General features: G+C 61.1%; 17 protein-coding genes, 1 tRNA gene and 2 pseudogenes. 13 read left to right on the top strand and 7 right to left on the bottom strand.

Going from position 1 to position 21,228, the window contains the following annotated elements; translation table 11 throughout:
• Positions 1-102 precede the first annotated feature (102 nt).
• The 3 genes from mobI (at position 103) to V5B40_RS05870 (ending at position 1,470) form a co-directional block, all read left to right on the top strand.
• Positions 103-594, top strand: a complete 492-nt coding sequence (mobI, locus tag V5B40_RS05880; protein ID WP_332353644.1) for a conjugative transfer protein MobI(A/C) — start codon at positions 103-105, stop codon at positions 592-594.
• Positions 591-881 carry a hypothetical protein gene (locus V5B40_RS05875; protein ID WP_299157388.1) on the top strand — a complete coding sequence of 97 codons (291 nt, stop codon included), beginning with the start codon at positions 591-593 and terminating at the stop codon, positions 879-881. Before mobI ends, V5B40_RS05875 begins: the two co-directional genes overlap by 4 nt.
• Positions 882-1,161: 280 nt before the next feature.
• Positions 1,162-1,470, top strand: coding sequence for an H-NS histone family protein (locus tag V5B40_RS05870; RefSeq protein WP_332353643.1), 309 nt, complete (start codon positions 1,162-1,164; stop codon positions 1,468-1,470).
• A 155-nt stretch (positions 1,471-1,625) separates the two neighbouring features.
• On the opposite strand, the gene V5B40_RS05865 is transcribed toward V5B40_RS05870, so the two are convergent.
• Entirely contained in the window at positions 1,626-2,900 is a 1,275-nt protein-coding gene (locus V5B40_RS05865; RefSeq protein WP_332353642.1) for an IS1096 element passenger TnpR family protein, read from the bottom strand.
• Positions 2,901-3,422: 522 nt separating this feature from the next.
• Here V5B40_RS05865 and V5B40_RS05860 point away from each other — a divergent pair.
• Both V5B40_RS05860 and V5B40_RS05855 read left to right on the top strand, forming a co-directional pair.
• Positions 3,423-3,905: an Hcp family type VI secretion system effector gene (locus V5B40_RS05860; RefSeq protein ID WP_332353641.1), complete on the top strand. Its 483-nt coding sequence runs from the start codon at positions 3,423-3,425 to the stop codon at positions 3,903-3,905.
• Positions 3,906-4,376: 471 nt separating this feature from the next.
• Positions 4,377-4,847 (top strand): YbhB/YbcL family Raf kinase inhibitor-like protein, encoded by a 471-nt coding sequence (locus V5B40_RS05855; protein ID WP_332353640.1) that lies wholly within the window; start codon positions 4,377-4,379, stop codon positions 4,845-4,847.
• Positions 4,848-5,359: 512 nt separating this feature from the next.
• Here the strand turns inward: V5B40_RS05855 and V5B40_RS05850 are convergent.
• Positions 5,360-6,310: an IS110 family transposase gene (locus V5B40_RS05850; protein WP_332353639.1), complete on the bottom strand. Its 951-nt coding sequence runs from the start codon at positions 6,308-6,310 to the stop codon at positions 5,360-5,362.
• Between the two features lie 304 nt (positions 6,311-6,614).
• Here V5B40_RS05850 and V5B40_RS05845 point away from each other — a divergent pair, with 304 nt between their 5' ends.
• From V5B40_RS05845 to recD2, 4 genes and pseudogenes are all read left to right on the top strand, one after another.
• Positions 6,615-7,484 (top strand): UPF0149 family protein, encoded by an 870-nt coding sequence (locus V5B40_RS05845; protein WP_332353638.1) that lies wholly within the window; start codon positions 6,615-6,617, stop codon positions 7,482-7,484.
• A 458-nt stretch (positions 7,485-7,942) separates the two neighbouring features.
• Entirely contained in the window at positions 7,943-9,163 is a 1,221-nt protein-coding gene (locus tag V5B40_RS05840) for a saccharopine dehydrogenase family protein (RefSeq protein ID WP_332353637.1), read from the top strand.
• 381 nt (positions 9,164-9,544) lie between these two features.
• The gene (locus tag V5B40_RS05835; RefSeq protein WP_291997124.1) at positions 9,545-9,856 is read left to right on the top strand and encodes an integration host factor subunit beta; all 312 of its coding nucleotides are present in this window, start codon (positions 9,545-9,547) and stop codon (positions 9,854-9,856) included.
• A 91-nt stretch (positions 9,857-9,947) separates the two neighbouring features.
• A pseudogene (recD2, locus tag V5B40_RS05830) lies at positions 9,948-12,125 on the top strand (SF1B family DNA helicase RecD2).
• Positions 12,126-12,267: 142 nt separating this feature from the next.
• Here recD2 and V5B40_RS05825 read toward each other — a convergent pair.
• Both V5B40_RS05825 and V5B40_RS05820 read right to left on the bottom strand, forming a co-directional pair.
• The gene (locus tag V5B40_RS05825) at positions 12,268-13,641 is read right to left on the bottom strand and encodes a WD40 repeat domain-containing protein (protein WP_332353636.1); all 1,374 of its coding nucleotides are present in this window, start codon (positions 13,639-13,641) and stop codon (positions 12,268-12,270) included.
• A 40-nt stretch (positions 13,642-13,681) separates the two neighbouring features.
• Positions 13,682-14,662 (bottom strand): hypothetical protein, encoded by a 981-nt coding sequence (locus V5B40_RS05820; RefSeq protein ID WP_332353635.1) that lies wholly within the window; start codon positions 14,660-14,662, stop codon positions 13,682-13,684.
• A 160-nt stretch (positions 14,663-14,822) separates the two neighbouring features.
• Here V5B40_RS05820 and V5B40_RS05815 point away from each other — a divergent pair, with 160 nt between their 5' ends.
• Positions 14,823-15,725 carry a DUF4338 domain-containing protein gene (locus tag V5B40_RS05815; RefSeq protein ID WP_332352692.1) on the top strand — a complete coding sequence of 301 codons (903 nt, stop codon included), beginning with the start codon at positions 14,823-14,825 and terminating at the stop codon, positions 15,723-15,725.
• Entirely contained in the window at positions 15,722-17,242 is a 1,521-nt protein-coding gene (locus V5B40_RS05810) for a transposase family protein (RefSeq protein ID WP_332353156.1), read from the top strand. Before V5B40_RS05815 ends, V5B40_RS05810 begins: the two co-directional genes overlap by 4 nt.
• A gap of 138 nt (positions 17,243-17,380) precedes the next feature.
• Here the strand turns inward: V5B40_RS05810 and V5B40_RS05805 are convergent, their stop codons facing one another.
• On the bottom strand, positions 17,381-18,070 hold the full coding sequence (locus V5B40_RS05805) for a hypothetical protein (protein ID WP_332353634.1): 690 nt from the start codon (positions 18,068-18,070) through the stop codon (positions 17,381-17,383).
• A gap of 122 nt (positions 18,071-18,192) precedes the next feature.
• Here V5B40_RS05805 and V5B40_RS05800 point away from each other — a divergent pair, with 122 nt between their 5' ends.
• Positions 18,193-18,387 (top strand): helix-turn-helix transcriptional regulator, encoded by a 195-nt coding sequence (locus V5B40_RS05800; protein ID WP_332353633.1) that lies wholly within the window; start codon positions 18,193-18,195, stop codon positions 18,385-18,387.
• Positions 18,388-18,518: 131 nt separating this feature from the next.
• Here the strand turns inward: V5B40_RS05800 and V5B40_RS05795 are convergent, their stop codons facing one another.
• Positions 18,519-19,766, bottom strand: coding sequence for a tyrosine-type recombinase/integrase (locus tag V5B40_RS05795; RefSeq protein WP_332353632.1), 1,248 nt, complete (start codon positions 19,764-19,766; stop codon positions 18,519-18,521).
• A 159-nt stretch (positions 19,767-19,925) separates the two neighbouring features.
• Positions 19,926-19,997, bottom strand: a tRNA-Arg gene (locus V5B40_RS05790).
• A 62-nt stretch (positions 19,998-20,059) separates the two neighbouring features.
• Between V5B40_RS05790 and V5B40_RS25170 the strand changes: the two are divergent.
• A pseudogene (locus V5B40_RS25170) lies at positions 20,060-21,109 on the top strand (ABC-F family ATP-binding cassette domain-containing protein); the annotation flags it as partial.
• Positions 21,110-21,228 lie beyond the last annotated feature (119 nt).

The raw sequence follows: 21,228 nt of genomic DNA, 5'->3' as shown, positions 1-21,228 counted from the left end.
ACGAGGGTTTTGCGCTATCCGGGCGTCGGCGTTTTGGCCGATTTCTCATAAGGATTGGTGGGGTGACGAATCCTTATCTTTAAGAGGGGGCACGGACTACCGATGGAAGACCGGATCAGGGACGTACGAGCACTGCTGCAAGCTCAGCTGAAGGACGTGTTCGAGCAGGCCAGAGACCTGGGTAATCGCTACCTGCAGGAAGTCATGGAGGCGAACACCGGCAAGGAATGGAGCCAGAAGAACACGTTGCAGTTCCGGGTTCGGCAGCGGGGTAATGCGCTCTCCATCGAGTGGTACGTGGTCAATTGGTACGGCAGGAAGACTCAAGGTCGCGAGGCGCGCCGAACGTACATTCCGAAGCGCAACAGCAGTCGGCGCCGGGATGCACAAGCATTTGGCTACCGCATGGAGGACCTGCTTCGACACACCTCGGGGTGGGACGATGACCTGGTCACTGCCGTAGAGAGCGAGGCCAGCGAGTATCGTCGTCAGGCGCATTACCTTGCCGACCTGCTCGTGACGCTGGGGCGCCTGGAGCGGTTTGCGAAGGTGCCGACGCAGTCGCAGGACGAGCCGAAGGAGTACGCGTCATGAACAAGCCCCCTCGCTATCTGGTGACCGATCAGTTCGATCTCGGGATGCTGGCCTCGCTGACCGCGGACATTACGCTGACGGAGATTTCCCTCGCCGACGTTTGCCAACGCATCGAGGATGCCGAGCGAGAGCAAGGGCAGGGGCTTCATGGCGGATGGGCCGCTGCCGTGAAAAACAGGGCGGCGGTCACGCTGGTGCCCAACGGGCCGATCTTGCTGGTCGCCCGGTGTGTGGAAACCGATCACGGGCTGATATTCAAATGGGTGCAGATCGAAGTGATCAACTGACTTTTTTTCGGTGCGGACGGCGATAGTGAGCGACCGGTCCGTCGTTCAATGGTGTAATCGGCGCGACAGGGGAACTGCTAAGCCGGGCCAAGATAGTCGATGAAAAACCCCCAGGGTGTGATCCATCGAATTTCGTCTGGATCATTTTGTTGAACTGACCAGGGCCAATCGGCTCAGATAGGTCTTGATGGTATCGAATCAGCCCGCACTCGATTAAAATCCTATAAGTGGCGCCTTCTCGGCGTTTCACTTCAACCAGTAACACCTCTCAGGAGATTTCATGCCGAACTACCAGGAACTGCTTGCCCAACGCGACGAACTCAATCAACGGATCGACGAAGCCCGTAGAACCGAAGTGGCAGAAGCGATTCGTCGGGTGAAGGGCATTATCCAGGAATACGATTTGACTGCGGCCCAGTGTGGTTTTGGCGCAGGCGCTGCAGGGACCCAGAAAACTCGCACCCCCGTCAAAGCCAAATACATCACGCCCGACAAAACAGTGACCTGGAGCGGTCGCGGGAAGCTTCCGAATGTATTCAAGGCGCTGGTTGAAGCAGGTCACCGGATGGAGCACTTTTTGCTGAAGTGATGGCGCTCTACGATCACTCCGTATCAAGCGCGTAGTGGTTGTCGGGCACGGGCAGCACCTCCGCAATGTCAATATCCATTACAGCCAGAGGATGACCGCGAGTCGGTAGAAGCGATCGCGAAGATCAGTAACCGCAGAATGGGAAGCGACGAGACTCACTGGTACTGCTGTGGCGCTTTTCCCTCTTTGGCGAGGACGGCAGGTTCTGCGCCGGTTTCCGACGCATCTAGCTTTTCCACTCGCACGTCGAAGCGCCAGTCGTCGCCGAAGTCATAGTGGAATTCGACAAGCTGTTGGGGAAACAGCCCGGCTTTTCCCAAGCTCACTTCGTCAGCGTAATCGCCATCGACATCGCGGCAGCTCGGGTCATGAAGTGTGCGCAGGGTTGTGTATTCGTCCTGGTAGCGAAACTGATACAGGTGGTCGTGGTCGAATTCGAAGGTATCGAGGATGAATTCTGCGAGGTCCACGAAGGCGCTTTCGGCAGGCATCACGATGCGACGCCAGACACTCGGGCCCAGCGAAACCTTAAACGTCACACTTCCTCGGAACGGCTCGACGGCCTCTGGTTCTCCGAGTGAGTTCCGCCAGGCAGGAAAGAACGGGATCACCGCGTCTGCCCAAGCAAAAAAAGGAGGGCGATCCATTTCTTCTTCGCTCGGCACTTCCTCTTCGACCGAATCCTCGCCCGAAGGGTTGAGAAAATGCGCCAGTAACTCGGTAGAGGTGTAGCCGAATGCACGAAGGTAGGTGGCGCTGGCGGATAGTCCCCATGGTGTCGCGACTATCCGCTTGATCTGCCAGCCTTTACCGGAGACGGCCTGATCGGAAACGATGTCGAGCAGGCCGAACAATTGCATGAGGGCGATCTGCTTCATCCCGAGCGCCCCGAACATGGCCACTTGCCACTTTTCGTCTCGCTCTTTCTCACGGCTGCCAGGACGGTGGCGTTTCAGGAAGGTGCAACGGTATTCTGCCATCCTGTCGGCTACCAGGCCGAAACGGCTCTGCTCGAAATCGGCGAAGCTCCACCAGCGCTCGAGCAGAGTGAAATATCGTTCTGTCGGATTGAGCAATTGCCACTTGGCGGCCATTTCCGTATTCAGGACCATCCGCGGCGTGGTGCCGAAACGATCAACTTTCCCCAATCGACTAAAGCGTAAAAGCAGGTGCAACCCATCGACGTTGGGGTACGACGTCTGCCTGCCGCGGGGGAGGCCGATCGGGACGGGGTGAGTAAGCAAGGCATTGAGTTCGGGCAGGCGTGCGATGGCAAATTCGCTGGTCTTTGGCGAAACCGGGATACCGTCCGTTCTCAGGTAGTCCAGAAGCGCGTCGAAATCACGCACGATGGCGCCGGGAGGTGCGTCTGCGTTGGCAACGCGAGCGAACACGGTACGCTCGGCATCGGTGAGGGAGAGAGTAGTCATGTCGGTTCTTTCAAAGGCTGGGCTCGCAGCTGCGCGATCACGCAAGAAGATAGCAAGCGTGGTAGCTTCTTTCAGTATCACCGGCCAGGGTAACTGGGATCAAACGGCGCTAAAGCGCAAGCAGCCTTCCTGTCGGCTGAACGCCTCCCGAGGCGGTGCAATCATTTGCACTGAGGCCTTGGTGAAACGAGTGTAACCGAGGATGTCGTCGGCTCGCTTGGGCGGTCGCTGGGTCTTCAACTTCATCGAGAAGAGTCGGGACGGGGGATCGATGAGGTCGCGAAGGAAGTGACGGAGGTGCTGTGTGAGCGCTCCAGACGTCATCGCGCTGATCGGGCTAGCCATGCGGACGACGGCCAGAGGCGCTGAGCGAAGCGGCATGCGGATGATTTTTCAGGGGACACCGGGAGAAGATCGCAGATTCATGCCAGTTGATCGAAGTTCATAAACTATCGTGTCGGTGACGATTACTGTACGTTAGAACCGTCGGGCTTCCTGTCCGCTAACGTAAGGAGAGCAGTCATGGCCGTTTTCGCAAAGTACGATGGAATCGATGGCGAGTCTCAAGACGACAAGCACGGCAAGTGGATTGATGTCCTGAACGTCGATTGGGGAATGTATCGCCCCGGTGGGGGCGCAACAGGCCAGAGCCGCCGTCGCGGCGCCGCGATCGTCGAAGACTTGACGCTGACGATCGAATACGAAAAAGCTTCCCCGAAGTTGCAGGAGAAGTGCCTGACGGGAAAGGTCATTCCGAAGCTGGAAATCGAGCAGACCGCGACCTACGGCGGCGCTCGTGAAACCTACCTCAGGTACGAATTGAAGAACGTGATGATCACCAGTATTCAGGTGAGCGCCTCAGGCAACGACGAGGATGGGCCACCAAAGGTCGTTGTTGGGAACAGCTTCGAGAAAGTCACGGTGACCTATACCGAGTACGACAATACCGGCGGCGAGAAGGGGAACATCGAGTACAGATGGAAAGTCGAGAAGGGCGCCAAATAGTTGCCGCTGCGAGAGCGTTCCGGCTGGAGCGGGCACCGAAAAATACGTCCAGCGTGCGGGAAAATGCCACCCTCACGCGGCTGTTGTCGACGACGCGGGACGAACAACTGCCGGTCGTGAAAGGGAAGGCATCGAGCGGCAACCGCTTGGATTCAAGGCGTGTCGCACAGCGCGTTGGACGAACAGCGACCACTGAAAGCATGCCCAAAGACGTCCGAGACAAGTGGCTTTTCGATCAGCACTGACAACGATGCTACATCGTCCCCGTACTGCTGGCTGGTCAACTGCTGTCAGCAGTGGCACGAATGTCAGACGCCAATGATTTCGCGATTGATCTGCACGCTCTTTCGGGAAGGAGGGGGCGTTTCGATGCCCGACAGAACCGTGAGAATCCGGTGGTGGCTGCCCCGTTGGTCGTCTCTGCTCCTTCTCGGTGCCTGGTCGGCAACCACTCAAGCAGGAGACAAGATCATGGACATGACCATCACTTCAAGTGCGTTTGTGCACAAGGGATCAATCCCGACGCTCTACAGCTGCGAAGGCAAGGATATTTCCCCGCCACTGGCGTGGAGTGGCGTGCCGACGGGGGCAAAGAGCCTGGTCGTTATCGTGGACGATCCCGATGCCCCCGATCCCGCAGCACCACGCATGACCTGGGTTCACTGGGTGCTGTACAACCTGCCTATTGACAGCACCGGGCTGCCGGAGGCTGTGCATTCGTTACCACCAGGCACGCTTGATGGACTGAACGACTGGCAGCGCGCTGGCTACGGCGGCCCCTGTCCACCCATCGGTCGGCACCGCTATTTCCACAAGCTCTACGCGCTCGACGTCGTGCTGCCCGACTTGAAGGAACCGACCAAGAAGGCTTTGGAGGAAGCGATGAAGGGGCATGTCGTTGGGCAAGCGCAGTTGGTCGGTACCTATCAGAAGGGGCTTTGATCTTGCTTCGCACGAAAACCATGCGCGCAGCATTTTCTGCGTTCTGCCGCTGGGCGCGACGCTTCCCGACCCGCACTCGCGCCGAGCCTGTCCGGTCGCCGAACTGTCGAAAAACCGATCGTGACGGCCTCCACAGGGGGACCGTGATGTCCGATTGGGGGCATCGCCTGGAACGTCGAAGTCGATATGAACGCCCTTTGGCAACGCGTCGTCCAAAGCTGGCGAAGGATACGGGCGCTGGAATTGCTGGGCCCTTGCGGTATGCGCTTGGCGTACAATCGTCGCAAACCGCCTTCTCCGGACTTTCGTCCGCCGAGGGCGACTCCCCCGCGAATGGCCAAACGCGGGCGGGGCGTTTTATGGGCTGCAGATTGACTCCACTCTTTTCAGGTACGACGTGACGCAAGCGATCCCTACACCAAGCTGCTCGCCGCTCGCTCAATCGGTGACGCGAGACGGCAAGACGGTTCAAATCGATATCTACGAGAACGGAGAAGCAACCGTGTTTGACGTCAAGCGTTTTCTGGTTGCCAAGGGGTGTTGTTTTTAACCATAGCATTCATGATCGTAAGCAATTTGCGCATACAGGCGACGATGACCACCTTGGCCGGTTTCCCGGCCCCTTTGAGACGATCTGCGAAAGCTTTGATCGTCGGATTGCAGCGAATCGCGGAAACCGTTGCCATGTATAGCGCGGCCCTGACGTCCGCCCGACCGCCCCAAACGAAGCGTTTGCCCCGGTGCTTGCCACTGTCGTTGGCCAGGGGCGCGACGCCGACGAGCTTGGCGATCCGTTGCCGGTTGAGTTGCCCCAGTTCCGGGCATTTGGCCGTCATGGTCACACTGGTTACCGGCCCGACGCCGGGAATCCCGCGCAGCAAATCGTCTTTGGCTTTCCACGCATCGGAATTCCGCAGGCGTGTGTTCAGGTCATCGTCCAAAGTGGTGATCTGTTTGTCCAGCCAGATAATGTGGCTCTTCAAGCTCTTCTGCAGCATTCTGGAGGCTGCGGTGCCAAGGCGTAGCGTCTCTTGAACCCGGTTTTCGACCAGTTGATGGCGCCGGCTCACCAACTCATCCAGCTCACGTGTCTCGGCATCCTTGAAGGGACGCACCGCGGGCCGAATGGCTTGAGCAAACCGGCACAAAACGGCCGCATCAATCCGATCGGTCTTCGCTAGCTCTCCCGTCGCCTTGGCAAAATCCCGTGTCTGGCGTGGATTGACAACGGCCACGGGCAGGCCCTTGGCCAGCAGCGTGCTGGCCAGCCGCGTTTCCAGGCCACCGGTCGCCTCCACGACAATCAGTGCGGGAGCAGCCTTTACGAGACGATGACATACTTCCTTGACGCCTGGATCGTCGTAGGCGACCTGCAGGCTTTCGCTGGCCGGCTCGATGCGGATGTCCAGCGTATTCTTGGAGACATCAATCCCTACGAAAGTCTCAACCTCGTTCGCGCTCATGGTACCCATCCTTGCAAAAATACGGGCTCTGTCGCCCAAGCAACCGTTCGGGTTTGCCTTGAGAAGACGGTACGGCGCTCTTTGCTTCTCCACGGGCTTGGCGTCCCAAGGGAGTGACGAGCTACCGCACCGAAACCACAGGTCTGTGGATTTGTGGACAATTCGCCTGCGGCGAACCGGGTCGCTTGCCGTGGAAAACGCTTCGCGTTTCCCACCGCGCGCCCCTTTGCCCACAAGCTCCACAGACCACATTTCATTTATATATATCTTCAAACCCAACATACAAGGTGGCTGGCTTCTGGAGGTGGTCGATGAACACGGGAACTCTGTCGTTTGGGATGCCTCGTTTTCCAGCGATCGCGAAGCGCTCCACGAAGCCCTGAACACTATTGAGCGTGAGGGAATTGGGGCGCTGATTGGTTCGCCGAGTGGTGAGCAGGAGGTGATGGATTTTCATCAGCCGCTTTCTGAAGCGGAGCTCGACGAACTCGATGACTTCCTCGCCGACGAGTCTATCGAGGACAGGTCGATGGATGTCTCGACGATGGAAGGGTTCCTGACCTCGATTGCTATTGGACCACGCGCAGTGCTCCCATCGGAATGGTTGCCCTGGGTGTGGGATATCGAGGAAGGCCAAGCCGAGGCCAGGTTCGAGAGTGAGGAACAGGCCAATCGTATCCTGTCGCTCGTCATGCGGCACTACAACGCGGTGGTCCAAACGTTCCTCATCGACCCTGCATCGTTCAAGTCCATTTTCTGGCGTGGCGATCAATGGGGTGCGGCCGAGTGGTGTGAGGGTTTCATGGTCGGCTTTCAGTTCAGCAAACAGGCATGGAGCCTGCTAGCCGTTGGCCAACCTACCTGGTTCGCCCCTTTCCTGCGTCTGGGTACCGACGAGGGTATTCACCTCACCAAGAAACTCGGGGATGCGGAGAAGTGGATGAACGAAATCGAACCATCGCTCGGGAGAATGCACACCTACTGGAAAGACAAGCGTGTCAGGCAGCCTGGTGGCCCCATCCAGGATGAGTTTCGCCTCGGAGGGCAGAAAGAAGTTGGGCAGGTGGTTCGTGGCGGGCCAAAGGTCGGTCGCAACGATCCGTGTCCTTGTGGCAGTGGCAGGAAATTCAAGAAGTGCTGTGGAGCAATCGACGCTTCGGCCGCGTTGCATTGAGTAGCGTGAGATGAAGACGCCGCGCTCACCGTTTCCGTGAACGACGACTTGGGAACGGGGCCGAGAGACGAGCGACTCGCGTCCGCCGCTCTCTAGGGTCTGTCGGCATACGTACCCCGAGAACGGCTCAAGCGAAAGAAGGCGGCCTGCCTGAACGAGGCCGGGACGAAGTGAACGAAAGAGGGGCTGGAACACCTCGGCTGTCGTGGGAAGTTATCAAGACCAACCACATAGCAAAGAGCACGGCCCATCCGACGAACTGTTGTAGCCGGCAGCCACACGATCGAACAGCATCTTGAAACCGTCAGGCGACCCGTCGAAGTGTATCGACCGCAGTGCTGGTGGATCGTAGCGCCGTTGCGACGATAGGAGCCCTCCCAACCCTCCCAAACTGCCTGAGCGACGGCTACACAGCAGTTCCGGCAGTTGGCGGCGCAGGCTTTGTGCGAGGATGCTGAATGGAACGAAGCTTCGACCTCATTGTTTTCGGCGCCACCGGCTTTACAGGGCACCTGGTGGCCGAGTACCTGCAAGCGACCTACGGTGCTGCAGGGGGGCTGCGTTGGGCCCTCGCCGGGCGAGATGCCGCCAAGCTCGCGAGGGTGCGCGATGCCATCGGGGCGCGCGCCACTCTGCCTCTGCTCACCGCGGATGCGTCGGATGTCGACGCGCTGGCCGCCCTGGCGGCGCGCACGCGTGTGATCCTGACCACCGTCGGCCCGTACCAACTCCATGGCGAAACGCTGGTGCTCGCTTGCGCGCGGGCTGGCACTGACTATGTCGACCTGTGCGGCGAGCCGGCCTGGATGGCGAAGATGATTCCGCGCCTGCAGCCGATGGCCGCGCAGAGCGGCGCCCGTATCGTGTTCTCCTGCGGCTTCGATTCGATCCCCTTTGACCTCGGCGTGGTGTTTCTGCAAGACGAGGCACTGCGCCGCTTCGGTCGTCCCCTGTCGCGCGTGCGAGGACGCGTGCGGGTGCTCAAGGGCGGGCCGTCAGGTGGCACCATCGCTAGCCTGCTTGCCACCATCGAGCAGATGCGACGTGACCCTTCGGTGGCGCGCACGATGGCCGACCCCTTTGCGCTGACGCCCGGCTTCAGCGGCCCGGCGCAGCCGGAAGGCGAATCGGCGAGCTACGACGAGCGCGCGCAATCCTGGACCGGACCCTTCGTGATGGCGCCGATCAACACCAAGAACGTGCACCGCACGAACGCATTGCTCGGCCATCCCTGGGGGCGCGACTTCGTGTACGACGAACGCATGCTGACCGGCGATGGCGCCAAGGGCGAGGCGCGCGCACGCCGCCTGGTGCGCCAGGCGCGGGTGCAGAACCTGCTGCTCGCGATGGCGCCGACCCGGGCCCTGCTGCGCCGCTTCGCGCTGCCCAAGCCTGGCGAAGGGCCCGACGCGCAGGCACGCGAGAACGGCCGCTACGAGCTCGTCTTCATCGGCGAGACGACGGAAGGCGCCCTGCTGCGCGCCCACGTAATCGGCGACCGCGACCCCGGCTATGGTTCGACCTCGAAGATGATCAGCGAGAGTGCGCTCTGCCTCGTGCAGGATGTCGACGGGGCGATGACCGGCGGTGGCGTCTGGACGCCTGGCGCGGCCATGGGCATGGCCCTCGTACGCCGCCTGCAGGCGAGCGCCGGGCTCCAGTTTACGATCGAGGACTGAGGGCGCATTGCGCGCGATAGTTGCACTGGTCGCGCTTCAGCATGTGCATGCCGTGCCTGGCAGCCGAGGCCGCCGGGTAACATGAACGCAATGCAGAAATCCTCGCGCAACGCGCGAGGGCATCGAGGCCTGATCAGCGATCGAGCCTGGCGCAGGTCGGCTTACCTGGGGTAAGTCGCCGAATGTGATCGGCAACCGTCTCCCGTGGCCGACAAGCGGACGATCAGGGCAAGGTGGCGAGTTGCCACCTGACCTCGAAATGCCGACCTTCACGACGCCGAGGACCGATCGAGTCGTGCGGTCGGTGCCGGAAGCGCTCGTCTCTCTGAACCCCCTCCGGCAATGACAGGCAACGCAACTCCAGACGGTAGAATGCCGACTATGACTCGCGCTGATCTGATCGCCGCCATCGCCTCCCGTTTTCCGACGCTGACGGTGAAGGATACCGACATCGCCGTAAAGGAAATCCTCGACGCCATCGGGCGCTCCCTGGCGCAAGGTGATCGTGTCGAAATCCGTGGTTTCGGAAGTTTTCGGCTGAACTACCATCCAGCGAGGGCGGGGCGCAATCCACGAACCGGAGTCGCGGTTCCGGTCCCCGAAAAGTATGTGCCCCATTTCACCGCTGGCAAGGAACTGCGGGAGCGCGTCGAGGCGTCAGTCAAGGACGCACCGCTTCAGCAGGCCGCCTGATGCACACCCTTGGCAGACTCGACGCAGCCGGCGCTAAGCCCGTTCGCAGTCGATTCGCGCGCCGCCTTGGGTAGCCTCACCGCGCCCCTCCATGCCTGACGCCGCCGAATTCGACCGCCTCGCCGGCCTCGTTGAACGCGTGACCTTCCACAACGAGCAGAACGGTTTCTGTGTTCTGCGCCTCAAGGTGAAGGGCGAGCGAGAACTGATCACCCTGATCGGCCACGCCCCCGTCGTCTCTCCCGGCGAATACGCCTCCGCGTCCGGCAACTGGGTCACCGATCGCGAGCACGGCCGGCAGTTTCGCGCGGTGTTCGTCAAAATCTACCCGCCGACCACCTTGACCGGCATCGAGCGCTATCTCGGTTCAGGCATGGTCAAGGGCATCGGCCCCGTCTATGCCGGCAAGCTGGTGAAGGCCTTCGGTGCGGCGGTGTTTGACGTCATCGAGCAGTCACCGGAACGCCTTCGCGAAATTCCCGGCATCGGCGAAGTCCGCGCCAGAAAGATCACCTCCGGCTGGGCTGACCAGAAGGTCATTCGCAGCATCATGGTCTTCCTGCACGCGCATGGCGTATCGACCTCCCGAGCGGTGCGCATCTTCAAGACTTACGGCCAGGGGGCCATCGAGATCGTTCAGGAAAACCCCTACCGACTGGCCCAGGACATTCGCGGCATCGGCTTTCTCTCGGCCGACACGATTGCCCAGAAGATCGGCATCGCCAAGGATTCTCCCTGCGAGCCCAGGCCGGTATTTCCTACGCGCTCACCGAAGCCTCGGGCCAGGGCCACTGCGGCTTGCCCTACGCCGAACTGGTGCCCCTGGCGGTGAAGCTGCTCGACATCGCGGAATCCATCATCGAAACGGCGATCGCTCAGGAAGTCGCCGACGAGGTATTGCTGCCCGACACCGTCGAAGGCCAAGCCTGCGTTTTCCTGGCGCCCCTGTACTACGCCGAGCAATCGATCGCCGCCCAGATCCAGCGCCTTGACGCGGGCGGGACGACCCTGCCTGCCTTCGAGGCCGACAAAGCCATTCCCTGGGTCGAGCAGAAGCTCTCTATCCAGTTGGCCGACAGCCAGAAAGAGGCCATCCGTCTCGCCCTGTCTTCCAAGCTGCTGGTGATCACCGGCGGACCCGGCGTCGGCAAGACCACCCTGGTGAATTCGATTCTGACCATCATGACCGTCAAGGGCGTCAAACCCCTGCTGTGTGCGCCGACGGGAAGGGCGGCCAAGCGTCTGTCCGAATCGACCGGTCTGGAAGCCAAGACGATCCACCGCTTGCTGGAGATCAATCCGATCAATGGTCAGTTCAAGCGCAACGCGGACAATCCCCTCGAATGCGATCTTCTGGTGGCCGACGAATGTTCGATGATCGACGTGCCGCTGGCAAACCAGTTGCTCAAGGCCGTGGCAACCAGCACGGCGGTGATTCTTGTCGGTGACGTGGATCAACTGCCCTCGGTGGGCCCCGGCCAGTTCCTCACCGATCTCATTGACTCGGGTGTCGTCCCCGTCATCCGGCTGACCGAAGTGTTTCGCCAGGCGGCCACCTCGCGAATCGTGCGCAGTGCCCACCAGATCAACCGAGGCGTCTTTCCCAGCCTGCCCGAGAAAGGAGAAGCATCGGACTTCTACCTCGTTGCTGCTGAGGAACCGGAAGTCATTGCGCAAACCGTGGTGGATTTGGTGCAGACCCGCCTGCCGAGAAAGTTCGAGGTCGATTCGATCCGCGACATTCAGGTGCTGTGCCCGATGAACCGGGGGATCACCGGCGCACGCGGTATCAACCAGGCTTTACAGGCGGTGCTCAATCCGCCCGGCGAGCATAGTGTCGACAAGTTCGGCAACCGCTTCAGTGTCGGCGACAAGGTGATGCAGATCGAGAACAACTACGACCGGGATGTTTTCAACGGTGACATCGGCTTCGTGACCGGCGTCGACCAGGACGAAGAGGAGCTCGCCGTGGCCTTCGATGGCCGGGTCGTCAGTTATCCGTTTGGCGAACTCGATGAGCTGGTGCTCTGTTACGCGACGACGATCCACAAGTCGCAGGGTTCCGAGTACCCGGTGGTGGTCATTCCGATCTCGACCCAGCACTACATGATGCTCAAGCGCAACCTCATCTACACCGGGGATCACACGTGGCAAGAGGCTGGTGGTGCTGGTCGGGCAGAAGAGGGCACTGGCCATGGCGGTCAAGGGTAAGCAGGTGGAACGGCGCTGGTCGAAATTGAAAGAACGGCTGGTGGCGACGAAACGGTAGTCGCGTGGCCTCTTTAGCGTTACCAGGAAACACGCCTGCGGGCGTCGCTGCGGCGGTCAATGACCACTCCCGGCCAGGGGAGCAGACGGTCGCGGCTTTTCTTGAAAGCCGCCGTTGGCTTGGAGCGATCAGCCGTAAGCGGTCATTCGGCTGCGCATCTCACTTTTTTGTCTGACCGGCCGCTACGTGGCGCGAAGCAGCCGGTGGGCGCAGGATGGCGTCGGTCGGCAGCCGGCCAGTGTTTTCCGAGCACGATTGGGTCTCGGGTGGAGCGGGTGTCCCACAGCTCGACGACGTTCGCATTGGTGATTGCGAGGAGCTTGCCGTCGGACGTCAAGGCAAGGGGCGCCTCCAAATCCTCTGCATCCGCCTCGGTCGACTGCGGGCCCGCCTTCATCGTGACCCTGGACAACGGCCGTTGCGACGCAACCTCCCAGGAGGTAAGCCGTTGGCCGTTCTGGTCCACAGTCACGATCACCGTTGCATCTGGTGAAACCGCATAGTGGTTCAGTGGGGCGTCGTTCCCGATAGATCCAAGCGTTTTGCGTTCGGAGGTGTCCCACAGGATCAGTGTCTTGCCGTCCGGACTCGGTGCCGTGAACAATCGGCCGTCGTCGGAGAACCGCTCCCCGAATCTCGACCGCAGGGTTGCGAGCCTCTGCCCGGTGCTCAGGTCCTGGAGCTTGACCGTGACGTTGGTTCCGCCGGTTACGTCGATCAAGGCCGTCGCCAGGGTCTTGCCGTCCGCCGAGAGCATCGGGTTTATTCCGTTCAACGTCGCGAGCCTTTCGGGCTTGTCGCCGCGCAGATCGAAAACCAGGGTCTGTTCGCTGCCCGATCCACTGCTCTGTGCGTCGATGACTTTGGCGACGAAATTGCCGCCTGGTGAAGCCGCCTGCACCCCTTCGATGGTGTCAAACTCGCGTGGCCCGGTCGCGGCCCAGAGCTTGACGCTTCCATCTGTGCTCACTGTGGCCACCCAACTCCCGTTCGGCGAACAAGCGATCGAGCTAATCGTACCGGTGTGACCTTTGATCGTGGCCATCAACTTGATCTTCTCGGCAGCGACCCGACCGTTCCCCTTGTAGGAGCTGAAGTCCCAGAGCCTGACTGTCTGGTCTGTGCTGCCGCCGTAGATGACCTTGCCGTCGGGCGAGAACGCGACCGCCGAGACCCAGCCCTCGCCCTGTGCACCGAGTCGTGCCAGCACCTTTCTGGTGGAGATATTCCACAACACGAGCTGCTTGCTCCGATCCCCGATCGCGAGGATCCTGCTGTCGGGCGAGAATGCGACAGACTCGACCTGACCCACGCTGTCTGGAGAGGAGAGGTCCATTTCCGGCTCGCCCAGATCTTGGCCGGCGACCGTATCCCACATGTTGACGTTGTACGCGTCCCCGTAAGCGAGGATCTTGCCGTTGGGTGAAAAGGCGACGAAATCCGAGCAGTAGGAGGCTGGAGAGCCGTTTCCCAGTCTACGTATCTGCTTGAGGGTGTGGGCGTCGTAGAGGGCCACGAGGCCGCAACCATATGAAATTCCCCCGCAGGACTTGTCTCTATTGCGCGAATGATTCTGACATGTTGAAAGCGGCTGGAAAGTCGATACGGCGGCAGCGGACGGCGGCCCACATCGCTTTCACGCCGTTTTGCGTGACCCGGTAGAGACGAGAGTTGGTGACTTTGGCGATCAAGCCATGGCCGCGTAGTTTGGCGATCAGGCGGCTGGTTCGATGCGTACGCCGCTTGATTTCGGCGGGGTTATTGGCAGGGGCCGAGTAAAGCTTGCCCTGGAGATCGCGGTTGCGGAAGCCATTGATGGCGAACTCGCCGGCCAGGAGCGAGGTGAACAGAGCGACGTTCTCCGCGGTGACCGGGTTGAAAGCGGCGACATGCCGACCGGCCTTGCTCTGTGACCGGCACAGGCGATCGATGGCCTCGATCGCCTGACCTTTAAGAGGAGCATTGGCCAAGGCGTCGATCAGGCGCGAGTTGGCACCGTGAGCGACTTCGGCATAGCGCCAGAAATTCGAGACCCCTTTGCGCATCGGCGACCACCGGCAGACGACCTGACCCTCGGCATTTTCGGACGAGGTGAGGATTTTGAACTCTGCCGGATTGTTGAGGGTGGTCTCGATTCTCAAGACGTTGAGATGATCGTAGAGTTTGACGGAGTTGCGTCGGATACGGAACTTGATCCGGCAACCTTCGGGCCGCTTCTTGCTGTCGATCACGACCTCGCCCGTGAAGAGGTGATGAGGTTTTTGGCCAAGAAAGCGCATGACGTCCGTGGCACCGAAGCCGGTGATGGCGGCATGGACGAGGTCCTGGTGGATACGCTCGAGATCAGCTCTGGAGTTGAACAGGATATCGGTGGCCACTTCTGCCTGGTCCATGCCAAACCAGTAGCCGTCGAACTTCGCCGCGGCGATGGCCGGCAAGAGCGGATTGACGCTGGCCACCTGGCGAATCAGAAACGCAGGCCAGTCGGTGTGGTTGAACTGCTCGGCAAGTGCCGCGGTGGCTTCGAAATCCGACACCCAGACAGCGCTGAAGCATGACGACGCCGGCCCAGTAGTGGCAAGGCGTTGCGGTGGGCAGGCAAAAAAAACCTTCGCACAAGAGGGCTAGACAGCCGGGCGGACTTCTGGCAGGATAGGTGGAGCGTAATCAATCTGCGCTTCAGTCGGAGGTTTTGCGATGCTTGCAACGAGTGCGGGGGAATGGGTGCACTGTGGTCGCGTGTTCAGCGCGACGGAGATTGCCGAGCTCTGCGCGACGGTCGCGTGGCTGCCGGGATTGGCACGCAAGGAGTTGGCGGCGACGGTCTGCGAGCACCTGGGCTGGACCACCCTGACGGGGACGGCGAAGATCAGCGCCTGCCTGGACTTCCTGGAGCGTTTGCAGGCGGCCGGATTGCTGGTACTGCCTGCGTTGAGGCCCTCGCCGCCGCGCCGTTGCGCGCCGCCCTCGGCATCCGTCGCCCCCGTTGCCGAGCCGGCGGTGCACTGCGCCCTGTCGGCGCTCGCGCCGGTGTCCCTGGAAGTGGTTCGCGACGCGACCCGGGTGGCGCAGTGGGATGCGCTGGTGGCGCGTTGGCACCCGCTGGGTTTCCAGGGGGCCTTCGGCTACCGGCTGCGCTACTTTATCACGGCGGGCGACCGGCGGCTGGGCTGCGTCCTGCTGTCCGGTGCTGCCCGCGCGGTGGCCGTGCGCGATCAGTGGATCGGCTGGACGGCCCAGGCCCGCCGCGAGAACCTGGCGCGGGTGGTGAACAACAGCCGCTTCCTGATCTTTCCGCACGTCCGGGTGCCGCATCTGGCCAGTCATGTGCTCGGGCAACTCGCGCGCCGCACACGCGCGGACTGGCTCGAACACTGGGGCTTCGAGCCCCTGCTGCTGGAGACCTTCGTCGATCCGCGTCACTATGCCGGCACCTGCTACCGTGCCGCCGGTTGGCAGTTGCTTGGGGCAAGCAGCGGGCGCGGGCTGGCCCGCCCTGGCCAGTCCTATCACAGCACGCCCCGCCAGGTGTGGGTCAAAGCGCTGACCTCGGATGCTTGCGCCTCGTTGTGTGCCGCGCCGGGGAGCCCGCGGTCATGAGCAAACCTTGCCGTCGCCCGACACGCGTGGCCATCAAGAAGCTGCGCTCAGAGAAGAAACGGCAGGAGAAGGTACTGAACGCGAAGCTGCGCGCAACGGGACAAGTCCCCCACTCAGCCGCTCCATTGCCCAACAGAAGCTCGGCCTTCGCGACCGTCGACGAGGAACAAAAGGCCCGCGAGGACGCCGTGAGCAAACAGATGCGCCTCCTGCGCAAAGAGCTGCCCGCCTTGCTCGCTCAACTGGAACAAATTCCCGACCCGAGAGATCCCAAAAAGCGCCGGCACAAGCTGACCGTGCTTCTGCTCTACGGCTTGCTGATGTTCGTCTTTCAGTTCTCTTCCCGGCGCGAGACCAACCGCGAAATATCCCGTCCCCAGTTCATGACCAACCTGCAGCTGCTGTTCCCGGAGATCGACACCCTGCCACACGCCGACACCCTGTTTCGGCTGTTGCGCGACATTGACCTTGAACAGCTCGAGCAGGCCCACGTCGATCTGGTGAAGCGGCTGATTCGCGGCAAGAACTTTCGTCGCTATCTGATCGACCACTGCTATCCGATCGCCATCGACGGCTCACAGAAGCTCGCTGGCGACACCCTCTGGACGGAGGAACTCCTGCAACGTACCGTCGGCAAGGACGAAACCCGTCACACTCAGTACTTCGTCTACGTCCTCGAGGCCAGCTTTGCCTTCCACAACGGCCTGGTCATCCCACTGCTCAGCGAGTTCCTCGAACACGCGCTGGGCGATACCGAAGCGCAAAAGCAGGACTGCGAGCTGCGCGGCTTTGTGCGCTTGAGCGACCGGCTCAAGACGCTGTTCCCCCGCCTGCCGATCCTGCTCCTGCTCGACGGCCTCTACGCCAACGGGCCGGTGATGCGGCGCTGCTTGCGCGCCCACTGGCAGTTCATGATCGTGCTCAAGGACAAGGATTTGTCCACGGTCTGGCAGGAGTTCCGCGCGCTCCACGCCCTGAAGCCACAAGCCGTGCAGCGCGGTTGGGGAAGACGCCGACAACACTTCAGCTGGGTCAACGACATCGACTACGCCTTCGCTGCCAACGGGCGTCAGCGTCTCAAGCTGAATCTGGTGGTCTGTGAGGAAAGCTGGGAGAAGATCGATGAACAGGCCAGGACCGTCACCGAAACATCGCGCCACGCCTGGCTCTCCAGCCAACCGCTCAGCCAAGACAATGTCCATGAGCGCTGCAACCTCGGGGCCCGCCACCGCTGGGGCATCGAAGCGGGCTTCCTCGTCGAAAAACATCAGGGCTACCACTACGAGCATGCCTTTGCCCTCGACTGGAATGCCATGAAAGGCTATCACCTCCTCATGCGCCTGGCGCATGTGTTCAATACCCTGGCACGCTTCACCCGACAGCTACGCGATCTCTATCAGCAACTCGGCGTGCGCGGTGCCATCGCCTTCATTCGAAGCTCCTGCGCCGCCCCCTGGCTCGACCCAGCACGAATCCGCGCGCTCCTCGCCGCTCCATTCCTGCTTCAACTTGAGTGACCTCACACAGGCGTACCCGAAACATCCTCTCGAGCGCGGCGTACGCCGCGTTCGGAAAGGCTCGCCTGGCGATCGTACCGCCGTCCAAAAAATTCTTTCGGCATCCTCCTGGCTGACTCCACCACCCGTCCTTTGCCGCTAGCCAACCGCAATTTGACCGCCTCGACCGCAAAAGCGGGCGTTACCGGCAAATGAGCCTGATTCGGCTGGGTCATGCGTCAGGGCTGACACCCAGAGAATCTTGTTGTCACTCCGCTCGAAGGCGACACCCACTTGCGGCAGTTGCCGACACAGCCACTCCCGGCCATTGACGTAAATCTGAGTGGCGTACGGTGCCCAGGTCTGGATACGCACGTGCATCCAGCCAAAAACCGGGTCGATCAGATACCAGTACAGGTGCAGGCAGCGGCGATTGCGCCGAACGACTTCCAGACCTTGTGTCTTGCGATTGCCGGCCACGGCGAACGAGAGGCACGGTTCGAGGACCGAGAAGATGCAGACCAGGCCTTCGCTGATGCCGTCCTGCTCGGCGATGGCCCGGGCCATCGCTTCCTTCGATCGACCGCTTGCGTGCGTGTGCGCGGAGGCGAGAAAGAGGTAGGGACGCCCCGCCTCTTCGGCAGTCGTCTTGGCGTGTTCGACGAGCGTTTTGGTTTCGCTTTCGAAGAACTTCCCGGCATCCTTGAGCAGCACGCCTCGCTTGGACAGGTAGCGGCCAAACGCACCATCCGGAAACATCGAGGTCAGGTAGCCCTTGAAGATTATCCGGTCGAATCCTTCGATCACACCCAGGATTGACTCTTCGTGCTTCTTGAGGAAAATGTCCATGTCGCCTCCCTTGCCGTGCGGTGGTCTACCTCCTACGTGGGGTTGAGGATATTGTCCTCGCAAATTAAATCCGGCGGTAGCGGGGGCGACACCTCCTTTTGGTTGCGGCCAACGGCCGCGCTATGAATCAGCGGTTGATACGTCTTCCCCTTGTCAAGTCCATGGTAGGACTTGGCCGGTCGTCGATCTACGACAAGATCAAGCGGGGCGAATTTCCACGACAGGTCAAGCTCGGGCGCTCGTCCGGATGGGTCGAGGCTGAGGTACAGACGTGGATCAGCGAACAGATCGAGGCAAGCCGGTTAAGGCCGCTTTAGTCCGCCCAGCCCTATCGGGCGACGCGCTAGAAAGGGCTTTCTTGCAAGGGTTTGGGGGTATGGGAGCGGAGCATGGGGAGAGATCTGGCCGCTCTTCGCGCGAAGACAATGGCACGCGGTAGAGTTGTCGTTCAGGCCGCATCGGCCGCTCGACGGCGCGCGACGGTCTGCTTCTTCAGGGGTACGACGGTTCGTCCATGCTCCAAGCTGTCAACGTAGTCTGCCCAGTGCTGCATCATGCGTCGGCGCTCTTCAGCATACTCGGCCATGTGCACATACGCGCCCAGCACCGCGCTACGCTCTCGGTGCGACAGTTGGGAATCAATCACTTCGCGCCTGAAACCCATTTCTGCCAGGGCACTCGCGGCTGTAGCACGGAATCCGTGCCCGCAGGCCTCCGCTGTCGAATATCCCATTGCCCGCAGTGCGCTGTTTACGGTGCCGTCGCTGATAGGCCGCCGTGGGTCGTTGCGATTTGGGAAGACCAGATCACCGTCTCCCGAATAGGCGTGCAACTCTTCGAACACTTCGACGGCTCGCTTGGACAAGGGTACAAGGTGGTCTTCCTTCATCTTCATGCCAACCAGGCCCCGGGCACGATCGCGCTCACCCGGAACAATCCAGGTCGCCTTTTTAAGGTCGATCTCCTGCCAGCGCGCGCAGCGCAGTTCCCCGGGTCGAAGGAACGTGAGCAGCGATAGGCGGACCGCCAGTTTTACGGGCTTGGAAAGCCGCGCTGCATCCAACCTGATAAAGAATTCCGGCAGTTCGCGGGAGTGCAGAGAGGGGCGGTGCTCGGCCTTGGCCGTTTTCAGCGCCTTCTCCAGGCCAGTGACCGGATTAACGTCCTCGCGCAGTCCCTCGGCGATAGCGAAGGTGAAAACATCCGCGACACGCTGTCGCACTCGTTTAAGGGTTTCCAGGGCTCCGCGCGCTTCGACTTTGCGAAGCACCATCAGTACTTCCGGCGGCTTGATGTCGTTGATTGGTCGGTGGCCGATGGTGGGAAATACGTCTGCCTCGAGAGAACGAATAACCTTGCTTGCGAAAGACGGCACCAGTCCGGTCTGTTGCTTGGCAAACCACCGGCGCGAAACGGCTTCAAATGTGTTGGCACCGGCCTTACGCCGCTCGCCTGGATCAACGCCATGTGCCAGCAGCTTACGTGCGTCGTCGCTGAGGGCTCGCGCTTCCTTGAGGGTAATATCGGGGTATCTTCCCAGTGACAGGAGCTTCTCTTTGCCTACGTAGCAATACTTAAATCGCCACAGTTTGCCGCCGGCAGGCGTTACGAAAAGGAACAAACCGCGGCCGTCAAAGAGCTTTGTCGGACGCTCTGTCGATTTGGCAGATCGAACTGCAGCATCTGAAAGGGCCATCATACCCCACCGTCCGTGGATGATACCCCAAATAATACCCCGCAGATGGGCGGATAGCAACGGATTTTGGTAGCTAACCCTGGATGGTAAAATGCACCTTTGTCATTGAATAGATGGACGTTTCTGGACTTTGGCGGACTTCTCTGGAAGCGCTGGTAGTCCCCTCGACAGGAATCGAACCTGTATCCCACGCTTAGGAGGCGCGTGCACTATCCATTGTGCTACGAGGAGAGGGGCGGCTATTGTAGCCGCTGCCCGTGATTTCGCCAATTCGAGCGCGGGCGCGCTCGCCGATGTTGGTCGTGGTCAGCGACCTCTGGGTGCCGCCGCTTGCCCGATTTGGACCTGCCGGAGCGCGCATCGGAGTAAAATCGCGCGCTCTTGCCGCGTTGCTGCCACGGTCATCGAGTTGTCGAGGTATCGCGTTGTGGCGTTCTCGGCTCAGGCCAGCGCGCATCTATGCTGCGCAGCACCACTCCACAGGAAACCTACCCGCCCTCATGCCGTATCTGATTCTCTCCGACGCCTCGCTCGCTTTCGGCCATGTGCCGCTTCTTGATCACGCCGAGTTCCAGCTGGACCCTGGCGAACGGGTGGCGCTGATTGGCCGCAACGGCACCGGCAAGTCGTCGCTGCTCTGTGCGCTGGCCGGCACGGGGGGGCTCGATGATGGGACGGTGTGGCGACAGCCGGGATTGCGTATTGGCTATGTGCCGCAGGAACCGCCCTTCGACCCGGCCTTGAGCGTCTTCGAGGCGGTCGTCGCCGGTATGGGTGATCTGTCGAAGCTGCTCGCCGAGTATCACGCGGTATCGCACGCGCTCGGCGAGGCGGACGCTGATCACGAAAAATTGCTCGATCGCATGCAGCTCCTGCAGACGGAACTCGAAGCGCGTGACGCCTGGTCCTTCGAGGCGCAGGCCGAGCGGGTCATTCAGCGCTTCTCGCTCGATGCCGACGCGCTGGTGGGAACGCTTTCCGGTGGCCAGAAAAAGCGCCTGGCGCTGGCGCAGGCGTTGGCTGTGTCGCCGGAGCTGTTGCTGCTCGATGAGCCGACCAACCATCTCGACATCGGCGCCATCGAATGGCTGGAGGAAATGCTGGTGTCGTCGGGAGTGACGCTGGCGTTCATCACTCACGACCGGCGTTTTCTCGAGCGCGTGGCGACACGCATCGTCGAGCTCGACCGCGGCCGCCTGCTGTCTTGTCCGGGTAGCTTCAGCGAGTACCAGTCGCGCAAGGAGATGATGCTGCACGACGAGGCGCAGAACAATGCCCGTTCCGACAAGTTCCTGGCCCAGGAAGAAGTCTGGATTCGCCAGGGAATCAAGGCGCGGCGTACGCGTAACGAAGGGCGCGTTTTGCGTCTCGAACAATTGCGCCGGGAGCGGGCGGCGCGACGCGAGCGTCAGGGCAAGGTCGAGTTGGCACTCGACGCCGGGGTCAAGAGCGGCAAGCTGGT

Origin of the sequence: Candidatus Accumulibacter meliphilus (assembly GCF_036625345.1) — a bacterium.
GTDB classification, from domain to species: Bacteria; Pseudomonadota; Gammaproteobacteria; order Burkholderiales; family Rhodocyclaceae; genus Accumulibacter; species Accumulibacter meliphilus.
Note: the sequence above shows the minus strand (reverse complement) of the source record. Positions and strands in the feature narration are given on the sequence as shown.